General features: G+C 69.4%; 12 protein-coding genes. 11 read left to right on the top strand and 1 reads right to left on the bottom strand.

Annotated elements, in window-relative coordinates; genetic code table 11:
* Position 1: 1 nt before the first annotated feature.
* Positions 2–1,210, top strand: a complete 1,209-nt coding sequence (locus EDF21_RS10590; RefSeq protein WP_123571301.1) for a hypothetical protein — start codon at positions 2–4, stop codon at positions 1,208–1,210.
* Between the two features lie 128 nt (positions 1,211–1,338).
* The gene (csrA, locus tag EDF21_RS10585) at positions 1,339–1,587 is read left to right on the top strand and encodes a carbon storage regulator CsrA (RefSeq protein WP_056043620.1); all 249 of its coding nucleotides are present in this window, start codon (positions 1,339–1,341) and stop codon (positions 1,585–1,587) included.
* Between the two features lie 293 nt (positions 1,588–1,880).
* Here csrA and EDF21_RS10580 read toward each other — a convergent pair whose 3' ends face one another.
* Complete coding sequence (locus tag EDF21_RS10580; RefSeq protein WP_123571300.1) at positions 1,881–2,738, bottom strand: spermidine synthase; 858 nt, start codon at positions 2,736–2,738, stop codon at positions 1,881–1,883.
* A 320-nt stretch (positions 2,739–3,058) separates the two neighbouring features.
* Here EDF21_RS10580 and rpoB point away from each other — a divergent pair, with 320 nt between their 5' ends.
* The 9 genes from rpoB (at position 3,059) to EDF21_RS10535 (ending at position 19,906) form a co-directional block, all read left to right on the top strand.
* Positions 3,059–6,550, top strand: coding sequence for a DNA-directed RNA polymerase subunit beta (gene rpoB / locus EDF21_RS10575; RefSeq protein ID WP_056043614.1), 3,492 nt, complete (start codon positions 3,059–3,061; stop codon positions 6,548–6,550).
* A 49-nt stretch (positions 6,551–6,599) separates the two neighbouring features.
* A complete protein-coding gene (locus EDF21_RS10570; protein ID WP_056043611.1) occupies positions 6,600–10,481 on the top strand; it encodes a DNA-directed RNA polymerase subunit beta' in 3,882 nt (1,293 codons plus the stop codon).
* A gap of 196 nt (positions 10,482–10,677) precedes the next feature.
* Positions 10,678–11,880: an N-acetyltransferase gene (locus EDF21_RS10565; protein ID WP_123571299.1), complete on the top strand. Its 1,203-nt coding sequence runs from the start codon at positions 10,678–10,680 to the stop codon at positions 11,878–11,880.
* 165 nt (positions 11,881–12,045) lie between these two features.
* Entirely contained in the window at positions 12,046–13,707 is a 1,662-nt protein-coding gene (locus EDF21_RS10560) for a GspE/PulE family protein (protein WP_056043605.1), read from the top strand.
* Between the two features lie 46 nt (positions 13,708–13,753).
* Positions 13,754–15,778 carry a type IV pilus twitching motility protein PilT gene (locus tag EDF21_RS17190; RefSeq protein WP_304984896.1) on the top strand — a complete coding sequence of 675 codons (2,025 nt, stop codon included), beginning with the start codon at positions 13,754–13,756 and terminating at the stop codon, positions 15,776–15,778.
* Positions 15,778–17,010, top strand: coding sequence for a type II secretion system F family protein (locus EDF21_RS10550; RefSeq protein ID WP_056043602.1), 1,233 nt, complete (start codon positions 15,778–15,780; stop codon positions 17,008–17,010). The genes EDF21_RS17190 and EDF21_RS10550 overlap by 1 nt, the downstream gene beginning before the upstream one ends.
* A gap of 295 nt (positions 17,011–17,305) precedes the next feature.
* On the top strand, positions 17,306–17,737 hold the full coding sequence (locus EDF21_RS17235; RefSeq protein WP_123571298.1) for a type II secretion system protein: 432 nt from the start codon (positions 17,306–17,308) through the stop codon (positions 17,735–17,737).
* A 103-nt stretch (positions 17,738–17,840) separates the two neighbouring features.
* Entirely contained in the window at positions 17,841–19,226 is a 1,386-nt protein-coding gene (locus EDF21_RS10540; protein WP_148053686.1) for a prepilin-type N-terminal cleavage/methylation domain-containing protein, read from the top strand.
* Positions 19,226–19,906 (top strand): type II secretion system protein J, encoded by a 681-nt coding sequence (locus EDF21_RS10535; protein WP_123571296.1) that lies wholly within the window; start codon positions 19,226–19,228, stop codon positions 19,904–19,906. Before EDF21_RS10540 ends, EDF21_RS10535 begins: the two co-directional genes overlap by 1 nt.
* The last annotated feature ends 8 nt before the right edge of the window (positions 19,907–19,914 follow it).

Raw genomic sequence — 19,914 nt, 5'->3', positions numbered from 1 at the left:
GATGCCGACCACGATCGTCATGACCGGCGAGACGCTCGACGGGCTGCGCCGCGAGGTGCGGGCGACCCACGGTGCCTCGGCGCGCATCGTCGCGGCACAGAAGGTGACCGTCGGGGGAGTCGGCGGCTTCTTCGCCCGCAAGCACTACGAGGTCACCGTCGAGGTGCCCGACCCCGCGATCGACCTGCCCGTCGCCCGGGTGCGCATCACGACGCCGGTGCCGGCCGAGCGTGCGGGCATCGCGGCGTTGCTGGCGTCGGCCGACGAGGCCGAGGACGCCCTGCAGGCGGGGGCTCCGGCAGCCCGGGCCGCGTGGTCGGCATCGCTGGCCGCGGGGGACGCCGCCGCCACGGCGGCGACGCCCGCGCGCGACGGCTTCGACGACGTGCTGACCGGTTCGGCCGTGCCCGTGAGCCCGCGTCGGGCCGCTCGTGCCGCGGCGGCCGCCGCGACGGGTCCCGGCGGGGCCTCGGCCTCGCCGTCGAGCGCAGGAGGCGCGGTGCCGGTCGCGTCCCCGGCCGACGTCTCGACGCGCACCGACGCGTTCGCCTCGATCATGGACGACCTCACCTTCAACGGCATCGCTCCCGCCGCCGGTGCCGCCGCCGGCCTCGGAGCCGGTGTCGTGGCGACGGGCCCGGGCCCCACCGCCTTCGCCGACGGTGACGCCGCCGACCCCGACGCGCCGCACGGGGCCGCTCCCCGTCGGACGGCGGCGTCGCTCGCGGCCGCTGCCGACGCCCTCGCCGCGCAGGCCCGGGCCGTGGCCTCCCCGGGCGTGCCGCCCGCCCCCGACGTGTCGCGCGGGGCAGGCGACCTCGTCGTGGTCGTCGGCCGCCCCGGCGACGCCTTCCGCGTGGCCGCCCAGATGGCCTCGACGTTCGGGCTGCGCTCCGTGGACGTGTCGGATCGCCGGAGCGGCATCCTGGCCCGGGCCACCGGCGTGCACGAGAACTCGGCCGTCGTGACGGCCCTCGCCTGGGACGCGGCCGCTCCCGCCGCCCTCGAGGCGATCGCCGCCGACCAGGTCTGGGTCGCGGTCGACGTCGGGCGAAAGCACGACGACACCGCCCGCTGGGTCGAGGCCGTCCGGGCGGTCGCGCCCGTGGTCGCGGCCGCCGTGGTCGGCGAGGACGACACGGCGACCCCGGGCACGGTGCACCTGCTCGGCGTGCCGGTGGGCTGGCGCGAAGGAGGCGCGGGCCGCTGAGTCGCGCCTCCTCCGGCGGTCGTCCTCCCGCGGTCGCGCCTCGGGGCCGATGCCGTCCTGTGATCGCCGACCCGCGCCTCCTGCCTGTCGTCGTGGCCGGTGCGCCCCGCGCTCGGTAAGCTGGTCCGATGCTGGTGCTGACACGCAAGGTCGGAGAACGCATCGTGATCGGCGACGACATCGTCATCACGGTGCTCGACTCCCGTGGCGACGGCGTGCGCATCGGGATCGACGCACCGCGCGGGGTCAAGATCCAGCGCGAAGAGGTCATCAAGGCCGTGACCGAGGCCAACGTCGAGGCGTCGAAGGCCCCCGACGACGCCGAGGCCCGCCTGCGTGCCGCCCTCGGCGCCCCCGCCCCCCGCGCCGACCAGTAGTCCCGCCGCCCGGCCCCCTCCGCAACTGGCCCGGGCCGCTCTGGCCTCGTGCCGCGGCGCGCTCGTGCCGCCCCGCCGCCGTGCCCTCACGCCGCCACGAGATGGACACAGCGCCACCTTTTCGCCTGGCGTCGTGTCCACATCGTGGCGGGTTGCCGGAGAGAACCGCAGCCTCTGACGGTTCTGAGTAGTCGCGGCACTGTGGCTCGTGTTCTTCTCACCTGTCGCGCCCCTCGCCTCGGCCGCCGTCGTGGGCGCCACGGGGGCGGCCCACTGGCTCGACCGGGGCGTCGTCAGCGCGCCCCGAACACGCTCCGTGACGGCTCGGGCGAGGGCACGGCCGTCGCGTCGGTGACGACGGGCGCCCCGGCGACGAAGTCGCGCAGCTCACGGCCGTGGACGACCTTGGCCGGCAGCGGGTCCGACGAGTAGAGCCGGGGCATGCGGTCGGTCGGCAGCGGCGACGGCGAACCGATCAGCACGACGTTGCCGAAGCGACGGCCCTTGAGCGTCGCGGGGTCGGCCACGGCGACGACGTGCTCGAACACGGTCGCGAGGGTCGACGCCTGGCCGCGGGCGAAGGCCAGCCCCGCGCCGTCGGCCGAGTTGACGATCAGCATGCCGGTCGGCGACAGGAACTCGGCCGCCGCCGTGTAGAACTCGAGCGACGTGACGTGGGCGGGGATCTGCGAACCGCCGAAGACGTCGACGATCAGCAGGTCGACCGTGCCGCGCAGTCCGGCGGGCAGCTTCACCATGACCTCTCGGGCGTCGCCGTAGCGCACCCGGATCGAGGCCCCCCGCGGCAGCGGCAGGGTCTCTCGCACCAGGGCCACGAGGTCGGCCTCGAGCTCGATCACCTGCTGGCGCGAACCCGGTCGGGTGGCCTCGACGTAGCGCGGCAGGGTCAGGGCGCCGGCGCCGAGGTGCAGTGCGGTGACCGGGCCCTCGGGCAGCAGGTCGACGGCGTGCCCGATCCGACGGACGTACTCGAAGGCCAGGTGCGTCGGGTCGTCGAGGTCGACGTGCGACTGGGGCGTGCCGTCGACGACGAGGGTGTACGAACCGGGGCGGTGCCGGTCCTCGTCCACGCGGGCGAGACCTGCCCCGATCGAGATCTCGACGGGCGGGTCGTCGTGCTGTGCGGCCATGCCCCAAGCCTCCCATCCCGGGGACGAGGAGGCGCGCGCGGCCCTCGATCCCGTGGAATGCCTGTGCATGCGCCCGGGTTATACCGAAGCTCGGGCGAAAGGTCAACGACAGGGCTTGCCAGGCGTGTCCGGGGCGACCTAGTATGGACCTTTGCGCTCCCCGTGCGTCCTGTCGTCATATTGCGGTCGACAACGTCTCGAGACACCCACCCCCGAATATGACGGCGGGGTGGATGGTGTCCGCCGGGTAGGGCCGTTCACTCACTCACCACATACTGTCCGACAGTGATGACCCGACGGGGTCCACGGAGGTTACTTCCTTGGCTGCTGCGAACAACGCATCCACCAACTCACCCAAGAACGGTCGCAACGCATCGCGGCTCTCGTTCGCCAAGATCACCGACACGCTGACGGTCCCCGACCTGCTGGCGCTCCAGACCGAGAGCTTCGACTGGCTCGTCGGCAACGACATCTGGAAGGACCGCCTCGCCGAGGCGACCGAGCAGGGTCGCACCGACCTGGCCCTCCACTCGGGCCTGGAAGAGATCTTCGAAGAGATCTCGCCGATCGAAGACCTCGGCGAGACCATGCAGCTCTCGTTCACGGCCCCCGAGCTCGAAGAGCCCAAGTACACGATCGACGAGTGCAAAGAGCGTGGCAAGACCTACGCCGCGCCGCTCTACGTGAACGCCGAGTTCATGAACCACCTCACCGGTGAGATCAAGACCCAGACGGTCTTCATGGGCGACTTCCCGCTCATGACCGAGCGTGGCACGTTCATCATCAACGGCACCGAGCGTGTCGTCGTCTCGCAGCTCGTCCGCAGCCCGGGCGTCTACTTCGAGCGCGCCTCCGACAAGACCAGCGACAAGGACATCTACTCGGCTCGCGTCATCCCGAGCCGTGGTGCCTGGCTCGAGTTCGAGATCGACAAGCGCGACCAGGTCGGCGTGCGCATCGACCGCAAGCGCAAGCAGAGCGTGACCGTCTTCCTCAAGGCCCTCGGCCTCACGAGCGAAGAGATCATGGAGGAGTTCAAGGGCTTCGCCTCGATCGAGGCCACCCTCGAGAAGGACGCCATCCTCACCAAGGAAGAGGCGCTCAAGGACATCTACCGCAAGCTCCGTCCGGGCGAGCAGGTCGCTGCCGAGGCCGCGCGTGCGCTCCTCGACAACTTCTACTTCAACCACAAGCGCTACGACCTGGCCAAGGTGGGTCGCTACAAGATCAACCGCAAGCTCGGCATCGACGCGCCCCTGGGCGACTCGGTCCTGACCGTCGACGACATCGTCGCGACGATCAAGTACCTCGTGTCGCTGCACGCCGAAGAGAAGTCGATGAACGGCACGCGCGACGGCGAGCCCGTCCAGCTGCGCCTCGACGTCGACGACATCGACCACTTCGGCAACCGTCGCATCCGCGCGGTCGGCGAGCTGATCCAGAACCAGGTCCGCACCGGTCTGTCGCGCATGGAGCGCGTCGTCCGTGAGCGCATGACCACGCAGGACATCGAGGCGATCACGCCGCAGACCCTGATCAACGTGCGCCCCGTCGTCGCCGCGATCAAGGAGTTCTTCGGCACCTCGCAGCTCTCGCAGTTCATGGACCAGAACAACCCGCTCTCGGGGCTGACGCACAAGCGTCGTCTGAGCGCGCTCGGCCCCGGCGGTCTGTCGCGTGAGCGCGCCGGCGTCGAGGTCCGTGACGTCCACCCCTCGCACTACGGCCGCATGTGCCCGATCGAGACCCCTGAAGGCCCGAACATCGGCCTGATCGGTTCGCTCGCGTCCTTCGCGCGCATCAACTCGTTCGGCTTCATCGAGACGCCCTACCGTCGCGTGGAGAAGGGCAACGTCACCACGACGATCGACTACCTCACCGCCTCCGAAGAAGACGACTACGTCGTCGCCCAGGCGAACGCGCCCCTCGACGACAAGTTTGACTTCGTCGACGACAAGGTGCTCGTCCGCAAGAAGGGCGGCGAGGTCGAGCTCGTCGACAAGGCCGAGGTCGACTACATGGACGTCTCGCCGCGCCAGATGGTGTCGGTGGCCACGTCGCTCATCCCGTTCCTCGAGCACGACGACGCGAACCGCGCCCTCATGGGTGCGAACATGCAGCGTCAGGCCGTCCCGCTCGTCCGCAGCGAGAGCCCCCTCGTCGGCACCGGCATGGAGGGCTACACCGCGATCGACGCCGGTGACGTCGTCACCGCCGACGCCGCGGGCGTGGTCTCCGAGGTGTCGGCCGACGTCGTCACCGTCCAGCTCGACGACGGCGGCACGCAGGACTACTACCTGCGCAAGTTCGACCGCTCGAACCAGGGCGCCAGCTACAACCACCGCGTGATCGTCGACGCCGGCCAGCGCGTCGAGGTCGGCGAGGTCATCGCCGACGGTCCCGCGACCGAGAACGGCGAGCTCGCGCTCGGCAAGAACCTGCTTGTCGCGTTCATGCCCTGGGAGGGCTACAACTACGAGGACGCGATGATCCTGTCGCAGAACCTCATCAAGGACGACACGCTCTCGTCGATCCACATCGAAGAGTACGAAGTCGACGCCCGCGACACGAAGCTCGGCAAGGAGGAGATCACCCGTGATCTCCCCAACGTCAGCCCCGACCTGCTGGCCGACCTCGACGAGCGCGGCATCATCCGCATCGGTGCCGAGGTGCGCCCCGGCGACATCCTCGTCGGCAAGGTCACGCCCAAGGGCGAGACCGAGCTCAGCGCCGAAGAGCGCCTGCTGCGCGCGATCTTCAACGAGAAGAGCCGTGAGGTCCGCGACACGTCCCTGAAGGTGCCCCACGGCGAGCAGGGAACGGTCATCGGCGTCAAGGTCTTCGACTCGCAGGACGGCGACGACGAGCTCGGCTCGGGCGTCAACCAGCGCGTCGTCGTCTTCATCGCCCAGAAGCGCAAGATCACGGCGGGCGACAAGCTCGCCGGTCGTCACGGCAACAAGGGCGTCATCTCGACGATCCTGCCGGTCGAGGACATGCCGTTCCTCGCGGACGGCACGCCGGTCGACATCATCCTCAACCCGCTGGGCGTCCCCGGTCGGATGAACTTCGGCCAGGTGCTCGAGATCCACCTCGGGTGGATCGCGGCGCAGGGCTGGAACGTCGAGGGCGTCCAGGAGTGGGCGAAGAACCTGCCCGAAGAGGCGCTCAGCGCCGCTCCCGGCACGAAGGTCGCCACCCCGGTGTTCGACGGTGCCGCCGAGCGCGAGATCGAGGGTCTGCTCGACTCGACCCTGCCGACCCGCGACGGTGAGCGTCTGATCGGTTCGTCCGGCAAGGCGCGCCTGTTCGACGGTCGCTCGGGTGAGCCGTTCCCGAACCCGATCTCGGTCGGTTACATGTACATCCTGAAGCTGCACCACCTCGTCGACGACAAGATCCACGCGCGTTCGACGGGCCCGTACTCGATGATCACGCAGCAGCCGCTGGGTGGTAAGGCACAGTTCGGTGGCCAGCGCTTCGGTGAGATGGAGGTCTGGGCCCTCGAGGCCTACGGCGCGGCGTACGCGCTGCAAGAGCTCCTGACCATCAAGTCGGACGACATCCTCGGCCGCGTGAAGGTGTACGAAGCCATCGTCAAGGGCGAGAACATCCAGGAGCCCGGCATCCCCGAGAGCTTCAAGGTCCTCATCAAAGAGATGCAGTCGCTCTGCCTGAACGTCGAGGTCCTCTCGGCCGACGGACAGACGGTCAGCCTGCGCGACACGGACGACGAGGTCTTCCGTGCCGCCGAAGAGCTCGGCATCAACATCTCCTCCCGCTTCGAATCGTCGAACGTCGACGAGATCTAAGCCCCCTTCCCACAACGACACGTCGATACATCTGACAAGGGATTAAATTTTGATCGAAGCAACAACTTTCGATGAGCTGCGGATCGGCCTCGCCACTGCCGAGAACATCCGCGCCTGGTCGCACGGTGAGGTCAAGAAGCCGGAGACCATCAACTACCGCACGCTGAAGCCCGAGAAGGACGGCCTCTTCGGAGAGCAGATCTTCGGGCCGTCGCGTGACTGGGAATGCGCGTGCGGCAAGTACAAGCGCGTCCGCTTCAAGGGCATCGTCTGCGAGCGCTGCGGCGTCGAGGTCACGAAGTCGTCCGTGCGTCGTGAGCGCATGGGCCACATCGAGCTCGCCGCTCCCGTCACGCACATCTGGTACTTCAAGGGCGTCCCCTCGCGCTTGGGCTACCTGCTCGACATGGCCCCGAAGGACCTCGAGAAGGTCATCTACTTCGCGGCCTACATGGTCATCTCGATCGACGAAGAGGGCCGTCACGCCGACATGCCCGGGCTCGAGAACGAGCTCCGCCTCGAGATCAAGCAGCTCGAGTCGCAGCGCGACACGCGCATCGCCGACCGCCTCCAGAAGCTCGAGGACGACCTGGCCGTCCTCGAGGAAGAAGGCGCGAAGAGCGACCAGAAGCGTCGTGCGAAGGACGGCGCCGAGAAAGAGATGTCGCAGACGCGCAAGTCGTTCGACGAGGACATCAACCGCCTCGAGCGCGTCTGGGAGGACTTCCGCAACCTCAAGGTCGGCGACCTCAAGCCCGAGGACGCCGTCTTCCACGAGCTGCAGGACCGCTTCGGCATCTACTTCGAGGCCCACATGGGCGCCGAGGCGATCAAGAAGCGCCTCGAGGGCTTCGACCTCACCACCGAGGCCGAGAACCTCCACCTGCAGATCTCCGAGGGCAAGGGTCAGAAGAAGATCCGCGCCATCAAGCGCCTGCGCGTCGTGAGCTCGTTCCTGGCCACCGGCAACTCGCCGGCCGCCATGGTCCTCGACGTCGTCCCGGTCATCCCGCCCGAGCTGCGCCCGATGGTGCAGCTGGACGGTGGCCGTTTCGCGACCAGCGACCTGAACGACCTCTACCGTCGCGTGATCAACCGCAACAACCGCCTCCGTCGCCTGCTCGACCTCGGTGCTCCCGAGATCATCGTGAACAACGAGAAGCGCATGCTGCAAGAGGCCGTCGACGCCCTGTTCGACAACGGTCGTCGCGGTCGTCCCGTCACGGGTACCGGCAACCGCGCCCTGAAGTCCCTGAGCGACATGCTCAAGGGAAAGCAGGGTCGCTTCCGCCAGAACCTGCTCGGCAAGCGCGTCGACTACTCGGGTCGTTCGGTCATCATCGTCGGCCCGACGCTGAAGCTGCACCAGTGCGGTCTGCCCAAGCAGATGGCCCTCGAGCTGTTCAAGCCGTTCGTCATCAAGCGCCTGATCGACCTGAGCCACGCTCAGAACATCAAGTCGGCCAAGCGCATGGTCGAGCGTTCGCGCCCGCAGGTCTGGGACGTCCTCGAAGAGATCATCCGCGAGCGCCCCGTGCTGCTGAACCGTGCGCCCACGCTGCACCGTCTCGGCATCCAGGCGTTCGAGCCCCAGCTGGTCGAGGGCAAGGCCATCCAGCTGCACCCGCTCGTCTGCGCGGCGTTCAACGCCGACTTCGACGGTGACCAGATGGCCGTGCACCTGCCGCTGTCCGTCGAGGCCCAGGCCGAGGCGCGCATCCTGATGCTCGCGTCGAACAACATCCTGAAGCCGTCCGACGGCCGTCCGGTGACCCTGCCCGCACAGGACATGATCATCGGTCTGCACTACCTCACGACGGTCACCGAGGGTGCCGAGGGTGAAGGCCGTGCCTTCTCGTCGGTCGCCGAGGCGATCCTCGCGAAGGACCAGGGCACGCTCGACCTCAACGCGATGGTCAAGATCCGCATGAACGGCGTGCACTTCGCCGAGGGCGAGGCTCCCGAGGGCTACGAGGTCGGGCAGGACATCCTGCTCGAGACGACCCTCGGTCGCGCGCTCTTCAACGAGAACCTGCCGGCGGACTACCCGTTCGTCCAGCAGGTGACCGACAAGGGCATGCTCTCGACGATCGTCAACGACCTCGCCGAGCGCTACCCGAAGGTCGCCGTCGCGGCGGCACTCGACAACATCAAGGACGCGGGCTTCTACTGGGCCTCGCGTTCGGGTGTCACCGTCGCGCTGTCCGACGTGCTCACGCCTCCGCGCAAGCCCGAGATCGTCGCGGGTTACGAGAAGCAGGCCGCCGCCGTGCAGTCCGAGTTCGACAAGGGCTTGATCTCGGACGCCGAGCGTCGCGCCGACCTGATCAAGATCTGGACGGAGGCCACGAACGAGGTCGCCGCCGAGATGCGCGCGAACTTCCCGATCGACAACACCATCAACCGCATGGTGACGTCGGGTGCTCGTGGTAACTGGCTGCAGGTGCGCAACATCGCCGGCATGCGAGGCCTGGTGAACAACCCGAAGGGTGACATCATCCCGCGCCCGATCATCTCCTCGTACCGCGAGGGTCTGTCGGTGGCCGAGTACTTCATCGCGACGCACGGTGCCCGCAAGGGTCTGGCCGACACGGCCCTCCGTACGGCCGACTCGGGGTACCTGACCCGTCGTCTCGTCGACGTGTCGCAGGACGTCATCATCCGTGAGGACGACTGCGGCACCTCGCGTGGCCTCGAGATGCCGATCGCCGCACCCGACGCCAACGGCGTCATGGTGCGCGACGCGACCGTCGAGAACACCGTGTTCGCACGGTCGCTCGCGGCTGCCGCGGTGGACGCGAAGGGCACGGTGCTGGCCGAGGCCGGCGCCGACGTCGGAGACGTCCTGATCGACGAGCTCGTGGCGGCCGGTGTCGAGACCATCAAGGTCCGCTCCGTCCTCACCTGTGAGGCCGCCGTCGGTGTCTGCGCCCAGTGCTACGGCCGCTCGCTGGCCACCGGCAACCTGGTCGACATCGGTGAGGCCGTCGGCATCATCGCGGCCCAGTCGATCGGTGAGCCCGGCACGCAGCTGACGATGCGTACCTTCCACACCGGTGGTTCGGCCTCGGCCGACGACATCACGCAGGGTCTGCCCCGCGTGACCGAGCTGTTCGAGGCGCGTACCCCCAAGGGTGCGTCCCCGATCGCCGACTCGGCCGGTCGCATCACGATCGAGGACACCGACAAGGCTCGCCGCGTCATCCTGCAGCCCGACAACGGCGACGAAGAAGTGATCTACCCCGTGCTCAAGCGTTCGACCCTCCTCGTCGAGGACGGTCAGCACGTCGAGCTCGGCGAGCAGATCATCGCCGGTGCGGTGGACCCGAAAGAGGTCCTGCGCGTCAAGGGCGTCCGTGCGGTGCAGCAGCACCTCGTGGGTGGCGTCCAGGACGTCTACCGCTCGCAGGGTGTGCCGATCCACGACAAGCACATCGAGGTCATCGTCCGTCAGATGCTCCGCAAGGTCACCGTCGTCGACCACGCCGACACCGACCTGCTGCCCGGTGAGCTCGTCGACCGGTCGAAGTACAACGAGATCAACCGTGCGGCACTGACCGAGGGCAAGCGGACCGCGTCCGCTCGTCAAGAGGTCATGGGCATCACGAAGGCCTCGCTGGCGACCGAGTCGTGGCTGTCCGCCGCGTCCTTCCAGGAGACGACCCGCGTCCTGACGCAGGCCGCCATGGAAGGCAAGAGCGACCCGCTGGTCGGTCTGAAGGAGAACGTCATCATCGGAAAGCTCATCCCCGCGGGCACCGGCCTGTCGCGTTACCGCGACGTGTCGGTCGAGGCGACGGAAGAAGCGAAGGCGGAGCGGTACCCCAACCGCGTCTTCACCGACGACGCGTCGTTCAACGAAGCCGACCTGAGCTTCGTGGACTTCGACTCCTTCTCGTCGGACGACTTCACCCCCGGCACCTACAACTGAGAACCCCGTCAGGAGGCGCGGTGAGGGTCTGACCCCCACCGCGCCTCCTGAGGGCCTCACCTCGAAGGGCCCCGGCTCGCACTCCGTGCGGACCGGGGCCCTTCGTCGTCCCCTCCCGGTCGGGGCGGTGACGCGAGCGGGAGGTTCCCCCGCCGGGCTGAGGCGACGTCGGGAGCCGACCCGGCAGGATGGAGGGATGCCTGACGACCAGCCCGCCGAGACCGCCACCCTGACGACCGGCGTCGCCGCCACTGCTGCCGCCGCCACGGCCGCCACCGCCGTCGGAGCACCGGCCACGGCGCCCCCGGTCGTCGTCGCCCGAGGCGAGGCCGCCGAGGGGGTCCGCATCGGCACGGCCGACCGCCCCGTCCGCGAGCGGGTGACGGCACCCGACGTCGTGGCGTCACCGGAGCCCGTCGCCGGTGTCACCTGGCGACCGCTCACCCTCGACGACCTCGTGCCCCTGCACGCGCTCTGTGCCCGCATCGGGTCGGTCGACCACCCCGACCGCGGCCATGCGCTCGAGGTCGTGCGCGACGACCTCACGTCGCCCGGCATCGACCTCGTGCGGGACAGCATCGTCGGGGTGGACGCCGACGGCCGCTTCGTCGCCTGGGGCCTCAGCCACCTCGGCCCGACGCGGGTCAGCCTCGTGCGGGTGGGGGTCCCCGGCGGCGTCGACCCCGGCCGACGCGGCGAGGGTCTCGGTCGCCGCCTCCTGGACTGGCAACGGGTCCGGGGCGAGCAGCACCTGGCCACCTGTGACGAGGTGCTGCCGGCCGGTCTCGTGACCGACGTCGAGGAGGACGCCCTCGCCACGCGGGCGGCGTTCCGTCGGGCGGGGTTCGACGAGTCGCGGTGGTGGACCGAGCTGCGGCGCGACCTGACGGAACCGATCGAGCGCGTCGCGCTCGACCCGGCCGTCCGCCTGGTCACGATGACCGACGAGTGGGTCGAGGCGACGCGCCAGGCCCGCAACGACGCTTTCCGTGACCACTGGGGCAGCCAGCCGACGAGCGAGGAGCGGTGGGGTCGGATGGTCGGTGCCGGCACGTTCCGGCAGGACCTCTCGCTGCTGGCCGTCGCCCGTCCCCTCGACGACCCCGAGGCCGCCGAGCAGGTCGTCGCGTTCGTGCTGAGCGACGTCGATCCCGAGGACTGGGCGGCCCTGGGGCGGCGGTGCGCCTACGTCGAGTACGTCGGCGTCCGGCGCTCCTGGCGGGGACGACACCTCGCGCAGTCCTTGCTCGCGTCGACGCTGGAGGCGCACGTCGCCGAGGGGCTCGAGGTCACCGTGCTCGACGTCGACTCCGTGAGCCCGACGGGTGCCCTGGGGCTCTACGACCGGGCCGGGTTCGTCGCCGCGAGGCGCTCCGCCACGGTGGTCCGCGCCTACTGAGTCAGACCGGGGGGCGACCGGCGCACCCCTTCGAGGGGCACCCGCTCTGGGACGTGCCGCCGACGGCGTCGCCGCCGTAGCGTGAGGCAAGCTCGGACCCGACCCCGAGCGTCGAACGGCCTCGTCGTCCTACCCCCGAGGCCCTGTACTTCCGAGGAGGTACGCGTGGCTTCCATGACCGAGATCCTGATCTTGCACGGGCTGTTGCCGATCGAGCAGCTCGACGTGATCCCGCGCGGCCCTGCCGAGGAAGAGGCGTCCATCCGCGACCTCCTCTCGCGAGGCGTCGTCACCGAGATGCAGGTGGCGAGGGCCCGGGCCACCGCCGCCGACCTCGACTTCGTCGAGCTTATCGACTACCCGGTCGACCGCTCGGCCGTGACGATGGTGCCCGCGGCCGTGTGCCGACGGCACAAGGTCCTGCCGATCGGCGTGCGCGACGGTGCGTTGATCCTCGCCATGGAGGACCCGGGCGACGTCTTCGCGATCGACGACGTCCGTGCCGGCCTGCGCATGGGCGTCGACCCCGTCGTCGCCGAGAAGAACGACCTGCGCGCCGCCATCGACCGGTACCTGCGTGCCGACGACGAGCTGAACGACCTGACGTCGACCCTCGAAGAGGAGAGGGCACACGAGACGGCGGCCGACATCACGGACGGCCCCGACGACGACGTGCCGATCGTCCGGTTCGTCAACCTGCTCGTCAGCCAGGCGATCACCGACCACGCCTCCGACATCCACATCGAGCCGTCCGAGACCGACGTGCGCATCCGGTACCGCATCGACGGCGTGCTGCACGAGATGCAGCCGGCGCCCAAGGCGATCCAGAACGGCGTGATCTCGCGCCTCAAGATCATGAGCGAGATCGACATCGCCGAGCGCCGCAAGCCGCAGGACGGCCGCATGTCGGTCCGCCACGGCGGCCGGCAGATCGACCTGCGGGTGGCGACCCTGCCGACCGTCTGGGGCGAGAAGGTCGTGATGCGCATCCTCGACAACTCGAACACCTCGATGAGCCTGCGCGACCTCAACCTGCTCGAGCGCAACTTCGACGTCTACGCCGAGTCGTACTCGAAGCCCTACGGCATGATCCTCGTCACCGGCCCCACGGGTTCCGGCAAGTCGACGACGCTGTACACGACGCTGAACGCCGTCGCCCGTCCCGAGATCAACGTCATCACGGTCGAGGACCCGGTCGAGTACCGGATGAAGGGCATCAACCAGGTGCAGGTCAACCCCAAGGCGGGCCTGACCTTCGCGAGTGCGCTCCGCAGCATCCTGCGGTCCGACCCCGACGTCGTCCTGCTCGGCGAGATCCGTGACCACGAGACGGCGCAGATCGCGATCGAGGCGTCGCTGACCGGCCACCTCGTGTTGAGCACGTTGCACACGAACGACGCCCCGAGCGCGATCACCCGACTCACCGAGATGGGCATCGAGCCCTTCCTCGTCGGGTCGGCCATCGACTGCGTCGTCGCCCAGCGCCTCGCGCGCCGGCTCTGCGACAGGTGCAAGACGCCCACGGCCTACTCCCCGTTGCAGCTGGCGCACCTGAAGTTCCGGGTCGAGCCCGACGAGAACCCCACGGTGTACCAGCCGGTGGGCTGCCAGCAGTGCTCGAACACGGGCTACCGCGGCCGCATCGCGCTGCACGAGGTGATGAGCGTCTCCGAGGACATCGAGCGGCTCGCGGTGAGCCGCGCGTCCAGCGCCGAGATCGGCCGGGTCGCCCGCGAGCAGGGCATGTTGAGCCTGCGTCAGGACGGATGGGAGAAGGCCAAGCTCGGCCTCACCAGCGTCGAAGAGATCCTGCGGGTCGTCGCGTGACGCCCGCCTCCGGCCGAGCCCGGACCGACCACGAGGAGCCCCTCTCATGAGCGCTTCGATCTACGACATCCCCGACGACGCAGCCGCCGAGGACGCCGCCCTCGCGGGGTGGACGCCGGGCCGTCCGGGCAACGAGGTCCGGTCCGCCACCGCCACCGCGACCGCGACCGGCTCCGCGACCGCGTCGTCGACGGCTCCGGCCGACGCGTCGCCGTTCCCGTCCGCTCCCGCGTCGCCCGGTGGTGCCGCGACGGGCCCCGTCTACAGCCTCGACGGAGGCCAGGACCCGGTCATGGGCTGGACGCCCACGCGTGCCCCCTCGAGCCGTCGCGCCGCGCGGCTGGCCGAGGCGCTGGTCGACAAGGCCGCGCTGGCCGACCAGGAGGCCCTGCTCGTCCCCGACACCGGCCCCTCGCCCGTCCTGCCCCGATCGGCCGTGGCCCCGTCGTCGGTCTCCGCGCCCTCCTCCGTGGTCACGTCGCCCGCGGCAGCCGCCCCGGCACCGCTCAGCCCGCCCCCCGCCGGCCACGTGCTCCCGTCGACGCCGCGACCCGGCTGGGTCGACCCGCGCTTCGAGGAGCCGATCCGCGCCTCCCGGGCTCAGGCGTCCCCCCTGCAGGAGGCGCGGGCCGGTTCCGCGACGGACCTCTCCGCCCCCGCCCCCGCCGTCGCGAACCCGGCCGCGGTCGGAGCCCCGGCCGGCACGACGGCCACGTCGGCGTCGCTCGCGTCGTCCTCGCCGTTCGCCGCCGAGGGCGTCGTCCTGCCGAGCCCTGCCGGCGCCTCGGCCGGCCCGACCGCGACGGCCCCCTGGGACGCGCCGGCTCCGCAGCACGTCGCCGCCGACGCGCCGACCGCCGTCCTCGCGACGGCCGAGGACGCGGCCGACTTCCACGGCATCGAGTTGCACCGCCACCCGCGCGACCACGCGCACGCCGGGCTCGTCTCGGCGCTGATCCAGGTCGTGCTGCAGAACGCCTCCGACCTGCACGTCACCACCGACGCCATGCCCACGATCCGCGTCGACGGCGACCTCCGACCCGCCCTCTCCGGAGGCACCGTCTGGGACGCGGCCATCGTCCGCACGGCGCTGGAGAGCCTGCTCACGCCCGAGCAGCAGCAGCGCTTCGACGAGGAGCTCGAGCTCGACTTCGCCTACTCGCTCTCGGACGAGTCGCGTTTCCGCGTGAACTTCTACCAGCAGCGCGGCTCGTTGGGGGCGGCCTTCCGGTTGATCCCCACCGAGATCAAGCAGCTCGGCGACCTGGGCGTGCCCGAGTCGGTGTCGACCTTCGCCAAGCTCCCGCGCGGTCTCGTGCTCGTCACGGGCCCCACGGGTTCGGGCAAGTCGACGACCCTCGCGGCGCTGATCGACCTCGTCAACCGCACGCGGGCCGACCACATCGTGACGGTCGAGGACCCGATCGAGTTCATGCACCAGCACAAGAAGTCGCTCGTGAACCAGCGAGAGGTCGGGCACGACACCCACAGCTTCGCGGCGGCGCTCAAGCACGTGCTGCGGCAGGACCCCGACGTCATCCTCATCGGCGAGCTCCGCGACCTCGAGACCATCTCGGTCGCGCTGACCGCCGCCGAGACCGGCCACCTCGTCTTCGCGACGCTGCACACGCAGAGCGCGGCGCAGACCATCGACCGCGTCATCGACGTGTTCCCGCCGTACCAGCAGGACCAGGTGCGCACCCAGCTCGCCTCGACGCTGCAGGGCGTCGTCTGCCAGACGCTGCTGCCCAAGGCCAGCGGCCGCGGCCGGGTCGTGGCGACCGAGATCATGATGATGACCCCGGCCATCGGCAACCTCGTGCGCGAGGGCAAGACGTACCAGATCGCGTCGTCGATGCAGGCGGGCCGCGACCTCGGCATGCACACGATGGACCAGAAGCTCGCCGACCTGGTGAACACCGGCGTCGTGACGCACAAGGCCGCGATGGAGAAGGTGCACGACCGTGAAGGGTTCGACCGCCTCGTGACGCGAGTGATCAACAAGTCCGAGAGCCAGGGGCTCGACAGTGGCATCGACTTCGGCGACTCGTTCTCGGGCGGGGCCGCCTGATGGCCGGGGCAGTCGCCTACGCCTACAAGGGGCGTGACGGGGCCGGCAAGGTCGTCAAGGGCAAGGTCGACGCGTCGAGCGAGGGCGCGGTCATCACCCGCCTCCGCACGATGGGCGTGCAGCCGATCTCGATCAGCGAGGCGGGTGCCGGCACCGGCCTGCAGCGCGAGGTGTCGATCCCCGGGCTCGGCGACCGTGCGGTCAAGATGAAGGACATCGCGGTCATGTCGCGCCAGATGGCGACCATGATCGGTTCGGGGCTGTCGCTGCTGCGCACCCTGACGATCCTCGCCGACCAGGTCGACAACAAGCGGCTGGCCAAGATCATGGCCGAGGTGCGCGACGACGTCGAGACCGGCGTCTCGTTCTCCGACGCGGTCGGCAAGCACGACAAGGACTTCCCTCCGCTGATGATCAACATGATCAAGGCGGGCGAGACCGGCGGGTTCCTCGACAAGGCGCTCGAGTCGACGGCCGAGAACTTCGAGAAGGAGGTGGCGCTGCGGTCGACGATCAAGTCGGCCATGACCTACCCCGTCGTCGTGCTCGTCATGTCGCTCGTCGCGGTCGTCATCATGCTGCTGTTCATCGTCCCGATCTTCCAGGACATGTTCACCAACCTCGGCGGTCAGCTGCCGTTGCCGACGATGATGCTCGTCTACGCGTCGCGGGCGATGCCGTACGTCGTGCCGGCCGGCATCGTCGTGGGGATCGCGTTCTCGATCTGGTGGCGGACGAACAAGAACTCGGTCAAGGTGCGGGCGTTCCTCGACCCGCTGAAGCTGAAGCTGCCCGTCTTCGGTGCACTGTTCCGGAAGATCGCGATCGCGCGGTTCAGCCGCAACTTCTCGAACATGATCGGCGCCGGCGTGCCCATCCTCACGGCTCTGCGCATCGTGGGCGAGGTGTCGGGCAACTACGTGCTCGAGGAGGCGCTGGTCAAGGTGGCCGAGTCGGTGCGGCAGGGCGAGTCCATCGCCGGCCCGCTGACCGAGTCGGGCGTCTTCCCGTCGATGGTCACGCAGATGATCTCGGTCGGCGAGGACTCGGGTTCGCTGCAGACGATGCTCGAGAAGGTCGCGGACTTCTACGACCAAGAGGTGAAGTCGACGACCGAGTCGCTGACGGCCCTGATCGAGCCCCTCCTGATCGCCTTCCTCGGCGTCGTCGTCGGCGGCATGATCGTGGCGCTGTACCTGCCCATCTTCCAGATCACCTCGCTGATCAAGTAACGCACCAGGCACCCCCGCAGGAGGCGCGGGCCGGCTCACGAGGCCGGCTCGCGCCTCCTTCTCGTCCCGGACGTCCGGCGACCGTGCGGTCTACCCCGCAAACGGGTGCTGACCAGCGATTTCCGGCCTTTTGGGGGATACCCGAACTGGGGCCGTGTCGCAGGCCAAAACCCCCCTTCCAAGGGATTCTGGGGCACTTTCCCAGGTGGCACCATCGATCTCGGCGGGAGCTCAGTGACCGCCTCACCCCCTCACCGGGCATCACTCCCGCACCCGATCGAACAGGACCAGCGACATGTACTTCACCCTCATGGGCAAGCTCAGCGCCCGCCGCCAGAACCTCACCGAAGACAAGGACAAGGGCTTCACCCTGATCGAGCTCCTCGTCGTCGTCATCATCATCGGCATCCTCGCCGCGATCGCCATCCCGGTGTACCTCGGCGTGCAGAACAACGCCAAGGACTCGTCGGTCAAGAACGACCTCACGAACGCGAAGACCGCGATCATCAGCATTCAGACGAACAACGGAACACTCCCCGCCACCGCGGACGTGAACTTTACGGCCGACGCCTACAGCGCGGCGGGCGCCACCGTCGGGACGGGAAACACCCTCTCTTACAAGAAGATCACCGACACGACCTTCTGCATCCAGGGCAACCGCACGGGTGGCGACAACTTCCGGGTCACTGCCTCGACCGGTGTCGAAAAGGGCAGCTGCCCCGCTTGATAGTCGATGGGTGGTGGGCACTTCCGCCCGCCACCCATCCCCCTCCATCCATGACAGGCCCGGCCTGTTGCTCCGCCCCTGACCCGACCGGGAGGTGACCACCATGTTCCAGAAGCTCAGCCAGCGCCTCCGTCCGTCCGACGACGTCGACCGCGACGCGGGCCTGACCCTCGTCGAGGTGATGGTCGCCATGATGGTCTTCGCGATCATCTCGGTCGGGGTCGCCTACTCGATCACCAACGCGCTCGTCCTGACCCGCGAGTCGCGGGCGCGGGCGATCGCCACCAACCTCGCCGCGCAGCAGATCGACCTGGTGCGGGCCACCCAGAACGTCTTCACCGTCGACGACAAGCAGATCGACAACACGGTCTCGGGCATCGACTTCCGTCTGTCGCAGAGGGTGCGCTGGGTCGACTCGACCTCGACCGTCACCGACTGCGGCACCGGTACCGGAACCCTGCAGTACAAAGCCGTCAGCATCAGCGTCAGCTACTCCGGCCAACGGTCGATCACCGCACCCGTGACGACCGAGACCGTGCTCGCCCCGAGCGATCGCATCAACGACCCGGCCCTCGGCACGATCGTCGTCAAGGTCACCGGCGCCGGCGGCACCGGCAACCCGGGCGTCGCCGTCGCCATCGCACCGGCGGCCGTGCCGAACGGCGCCTCGGCGCCCACGACCCCGGCCGTCACGAACGCCCAGGGCTGCACGTACGCGCTCAAGGTGAAGCCGGGCAACTACTCCGTCGGCGTCGTCGAGTCGGGCAACCTCGACATCAAGCAGGTCGCCGCCCCGAAGACCACGCCCGTCGTCGTCAAGGCCGGCACCTCGTCGTCGGTCAGCTTCACCTACGACACGGCCGCCACGTACACGCTCAAGTACGCTTCGAACTACAGCAGCAGCGTCCTGCTGCCGACCGACCTCGAGACCACGTTCGTCAGCACCCTCGGCGGGGTCCAGACGGTCAAGTCCGCCGCGAACCCCGCGACCCTCTTCCCCGTGGCCTACACCGTCATGGCCGGGGGCTACGTCGCCCCGATCAAGGACGACAAGGGTGTCGTCACGAACACGCCGTGCGTCGACGTCGACCCGTCTGCCTGGGCCGCGACCCCCGGAAACGGTGCCGGCCAGCCGCTCACCGCAGTCGCCGCGCCACCCGGTGGCACCGCCACGGTCGACGTCCCGATGGGAGTCGTGCGCCTGCCGAAGATGAACGGCACGGCCACGGTCGTCGCCACCTCGGTCGGCACCAAGGCCAACGGTGACCCGGGCTGCAACACGAACAAGGCCTACACCTTCACCGTCAGTGGCCAGAAAGACGTGGCGCTGCCGTTCGGCACCTGGAAGTTCTCCGTCGTCGTGCTCGACCTCCTCGGCCTCGTGACGGCGCAGAGCCCGGTCACCCTCGACGCCGACGCGATCCGCACCCGCGGCACGATCGACAAGTCGACCGGTGCGGCCACCCTCGACCCCCGACCGGCCGGCTGATGACCATCGCCCTCGCCCGCCGCCTGCGCCGGCTCGTCGACCAGCCCGAACGGGGCATCTCGCTCGCCGAGATGCTCGTCGCCATGGCGCTCTTCGCCGTCCTGATCGCCCTCACCGGGGGCTTCGCGGTCAGTGCCTACCGCGCCTCGGCCTCGAGCCGCACGATCGACGCCGCCACCCGTACGGCCACGGTCGGCATGACCGAGATCACCCGCACCGTCCGGGCCGCGACGAACAACCCGGTCTCGACCTCGAACATCGCCGACGCCGCGTTCGTCACGGCGACCGACCAGAGCCTCAAGATCTACGCCTACGTCAACCTCGCATCGTCCGAGGAGAAGCCCGTGACCGTCGAGTTCAAGGTCGTCGACGGCAAGCTCGTCGAGACCACCTGGGCGTCGTACGACCTCGGCGGCGGCTACTGGGGGTTCCAGACCACCCCGAGCTCGGTCCGTACGATCGCCTCGCCCGTCGTGGGCACGGCGCAGGGTGCACCCGCGCTGTTCCGCTACGTCGACTCGGGGGGCTCGACGATCCCGCTGACCGCGGGAGCCGTGCCGATCGGCCTGGTCCGGGGCATCTCGGCCGTGCAGGTCTCGCTGCAGGTCGGCTCCTCCGCCGATCTGTCGAAGTCCACCGTCCTGACCAACACGGTCGGCCTGCCCAACCTGACGTCGTAGGAGTCGAG

This window comes from Frigoribacterium sp. PhB118, assembly GCF_003751725.1.
Taxonomy (GTDB): domain Bacteria; phylum Actinomycetota; class Actinomycetes; order Actinomycetales; family Microbacteriaceae; genus Frigoribacterium.
The sequence above is the reverse complement of the archived record's forward strand: the minus strand, read 5'-3'. Positions and strand labels throughout refer to the sequence as shown.

Bases quoted from the DNA above. Each gene is read 5' to 3' on its own strand.
- EDF21_RS10590 (WP_123571301.1), top strand. From the start codon at position 2: ATGCCGACCACGATCGTCATGACCGGCGAGACGCTCGACGGGCTGCGC.
- csrA (WP_056043620.1), top strand. From the start codon at position 1,339: ATGCTGGTGCTGACACGCAAGGTCGGAGAACGCATCGTGATCGGCGAC.
- EDF21_RS10580 (WP_123571300.1), bottom strand. From the start codon at position 2,738: ATGGCCGCACAGCACGACGACCCGCCCGTCGAGATCTCGATCGGGGCA.
- EDF21_RS10565 (WP_123571299.1), top strand. From the start codon at position 10,678: ATGCCTGACGACCAGCCCGCCGAGACCGCCACCCTGACGACCGGCGTC.
- EDF21_RS17190 (WP_304984896.1), top strand. From the start codon at position 13,754: ATGAGCGCTTCGATCTACGACATCCCCGACGACGCAGCCGCCGAGGAC.
- EDF21_RS10550 (WP_056043602.1), top strand. From the start codon at position 15,778: ATGGCCGGGGCAGTCGCCTACGCCTACAAGGGGCGTGACGGGGCCGGC.
- EDF21_RS17235 (WP_123571298.1), top strand. From the start codon at position 17,306: ATGTACTTCACCCTCATGGGCAAGCTCAGCGCCCGCCGCCAGAACCTC.
- EDF21_RS10540 (WP_148053686.1), top strand. From the start codon at position 17,841: ATGTTCCAGAAGCTCAGCCAGCGCCTCCGTCCGTCCGACGACGTCGAC.
- EDF21_RS10535 (WP_123571296.1), top strand. From the start codon at position 19,226: ATGACCATCGCCCTCGCCCGCCGCCTGCGCCGGCTCGTCGACCAGCCC.